Here is a 3,403-nt window from a genome sequence, read left to right as displayed (position 1 = left end):
GGCCCGGCCTGCGGGGACCGGTGAGGGGGTGTGCCAGCCGGGGATCCGATGATCCGTCGGAGGTAGCCCAGGGAGCCTCTGAGTAGTCTGCCAAGCAAATGTGTATCCGGTGCCATGGAACCACCGTACTTTCCCTTGCCGTGCCGGGTCGCACAAAACGCCTCGCACACAAGTCGTGCACATACGTCTCCCACATTGCGACGGCGCCCGATCACAGTGCACAAGCCGCGTCATGTTCATGGGAGACTATTAGTTCAGATATGCGGCTTCGGCCGGAATGGTCCAGACCAGTCCGGAGTCCGGCCGTGTGAGTATCGACAGTAAGGACCCTGCGTGTCTCCCATGGCCCGCACCGCACCGGTGCCCGCCGCGACAGATCCGGCCATCATCCGGAACTTCTGCATCATCGCCCACATCGACCACGGTAAATCCACCCTGGCCGACCGCATGTTGCAGTACACCGGCGTCGTTAAGTCCCGCGACATGAAGGCCCAGTATCTGGACCGCATGGATATCGAACGCGAACGTGGCATCACCATCAAGTCCCAGGCTGTGCGCATGCCTTGGGAACTCGACGGCACCAGCTACGCCCTGAACATGATCGATACCCCCGGCCACGTTGACTTCACCTATGAGGTTTCCCGTTCCCTTGCGGCCTGTGAAGGCGCGGTCCTCTTGGTGGATGCCGCCCAGGGCATCGAGGCCCAGACCCTGGCCAACCTCTACCTGGCGATGGAAAACAACCTCACCATCATTCCGGTGCTCAACAAGATCGACCTCCCGGCCGCCCAGCCCGAAAAGTATGCCGCGGAACTCGCCAACCTGATCGGCGGCGATCCCGAGGACGTGCTGCGCGTGTCCGGCAAGACCGGCGTCGGCGTGGAGGCCCTCCTGGACAAGATCGTCCGCGATCTTCCAGCCCCTGTCGGCGACCCGGACGCTCCGGCCCGCGCCATGATCTTCGACTCCGTGTATGACACCTACCGCGGCGTGGTCACCTACGTCCGTGTCGTGGACGGCATGCTGCACCCACGCGAGCGGATCCAGATGATGTCCACCCGCGCCACCCACGAGCTCCTGGAAATCGGTGTCAGCTCTCCGGAACCCACTCCCTCCAAGGGGCTGGGCGTCGGCGAGGTAGGCTACCTCATCACCGGCGTGAAGGACGTCCGCCAGTCGAAGGTCGGCGACACCGTGACCAACCTGGCCAAGCCCGCTTCGGAATCCCTGGCCGGTTACGCCGATGCCAAGCCCATGGTCTTCTCCGGCTTGTACCCCTTGGACGGCACGGACTATCCCGTTCTGCGGGATGCCCTCGAGAAGCTGATGCTCAACGACGCCGCGCTCGTCTACGAGCCGGAGACGTCCGCCGCCCTGGGCTTCGGTTTCCGCGTGGGCTTCCTGGGCCTGCTGCACTTGGAAATCACCCGTGAACGCCTCGAGCGAGAATACAACCTCGACCTCATCTCCACCGCTCCCAACGTTGAGTACGAGGTCACGCTTGAGGACAAACGCGTCCTGCACGTCACCAACCCCAGCGAATACCCCACGGGCAAAATCGCCGAGGTGCGCGAACCAATGGTGTCTGCCACCATCCTGCTCCCAACGAGTTTGTGGGCGCCATCATGGAGCTGTGCCAGAGCCGCCGCGGGGTCATGGGCGGCATGGACTACCTCTCGGAAGACCGGGTGGAAATCCGGTATCGCCTGCCGCTGGCCGAGATCGTCTTCGACTTCTTCGACATCCTCAAGTCCAAGACCCGCGGCTATGGATCGCTGGACTGGAAGGCCGACGGCGAGCAGGTTGCCGACCTGGTCAAGGTGGACATCATGCTCCAGGGTGAGCAGGTTGACGCTTTCAGCGCTATCACCCACCGGGACAAGGCCTACGCCTACGGCGTCATGATGACAGGCAAGCTGCGCGAGCTCATTCCCCGCCAGCAGTTCGAGGTCCCCATCCAGGCCGCCATCGGCTCCCGGATCATCGCCCGCGAGAGTATCCGCGCCATCCGCAAGGACGTCCTTGCCAAGTGCTACGGCGGTGACATCACCCGTAAGCGCAAACTTCTGGAAAAGCAGAAGGAAGGCAAGAAGCGCATGAAGATGGTGGGCCGCGTGGAAGTTCCACAGGAAGCATTCATCGCAGCGCTGACCACCGACGAATCCAAGGACAAGGCCAAGAAGTAATGCGGCTGTCCGCCCGGAACACTGCGGTACAGGCGGGCACAGAACGGCCCCGGAGGGAGTTCCGTGCCTAGCGTTCTTCCCCTTGGGGATCCTGCACCTGCGGACGGCATCTTGCCTCCGCAGGTGCTCGACGGTGTCGATTCGCGCAAGTTTGGACTGTACGTCCACATACCGTTCTGTGCCGTGCGTTGCGGATACTGCGATTTCAACACCTACACCGCCACTGAGCTTGGCGGCGGCGCCTCCCAGGACGCCTACGCGTCCACTGCCATTTCGGAAGTGGAGTTCGCCGTCCGGGCCATGGAAGCCTCCGGGCTGCCGCAGCGGCCCCTGAGCACGGTGTTCTTCGGCGGCGGCACGCCGACCCTCCTGCCTGCTGAAGATCTCGCACGCATCCTGACGGCCGCCGTCGGGCACTGGGGACTGGAAGCCGGAGCCGAAGTCACCACTGAAGCGAATCCGGACTCCGTGACGCCGGAGTCCCTCCAGCTGCTCGCGGATGCCGGCTTTACGCGGATTTCCTTCGGCATGCAGTCGGCAGTCCCTCACGTGCTCAAGGTCCTGGACCGTACGCACACACCCAGCCGCGTCCCCTTGGTGGTCCAATGGGCGCGCGACGCCGGCCTTGCCGTGAGCCTCGACCTCATCTACGGCACTCCCGGCGAGTCGATGGCTGATTGGCAGATCTCCCTGGAGACTGCCTTGTCCTACAGTCCGGACCACATCAGCGCCTACGCGCTGATTGTGGAAGAAGGCACCAAGCTGGCGGCACAGATCCGGCGCGGCGAGGTTCCCGGGATCGACGACGACGACCACGCCGCGAAGTACGAACTCGCCGATCAGCTGATCAGCGCCGCCGGTCTGGACTGGTACGAGGTCAGCAATTGGTCCCGTACGCCCGAACAGGCGTGCAAACACAACCTTGCCTACTGGCGGGGAGACGACTGGTGGGGCATCGGACCCGGTGCGCATTCCCACATGGGCGGCGTCCGCTGGTGGAACGTCAAGCACCCCACCGCCTATGCCAACAGGCTCGGTAGCGGGGCCTCGCCGGCCGCTGGACGGGAAACGCTCGACGCCGGAACCCGGGAAGTGGAACGCATCATGCTGGAGGCGCGCCTCGGCACCGGGCTTCAAGTCGACGCGCTCGACAAGGTGGGCCGCCACGCCGTCGCAGGCCTCATTGCCGACGGCCTGGTTGAACCGCAGCGGCCTTC

1 protein-coding gene and 1 pseudogene are annotated in these 3,403 nt (G+C 64.1%); both read left to right on the top strand.

What is annotated here, in order from left to right:
• Window positions 1-333: 333 nt before the first annotated feature.
• Window positions 334-2,186, top strand: a pseudogene (gene lepA / locus AHiyo1_RS22150) (translation elongation factor 4).
• A gap of 63 nt (window positions 2,187-2,249) precedes the next feature.
• Window positions 2,250-3,403: radical SAM family heme chaperone HemW (gene hemW, locus AHiyo1_RS22145; RefSeq protein WP_059390017.1), on the top strand; the 1,154-nt coding region annotated here is incomplete at its 3' end.

Source organism: Arthrobacter sp. Hiyo1 (assembly GCF_001263615.2).
Lineage (GTDB): Bacteria > Actinomycetota > Actinomycetes > Actinomycetales > Micrococcaceae > Arthrobacter.
Note: the sequence above shows the minus strand (reverse complement) of the source record. Positions and strands in the feature narration are given on the sequence as shown.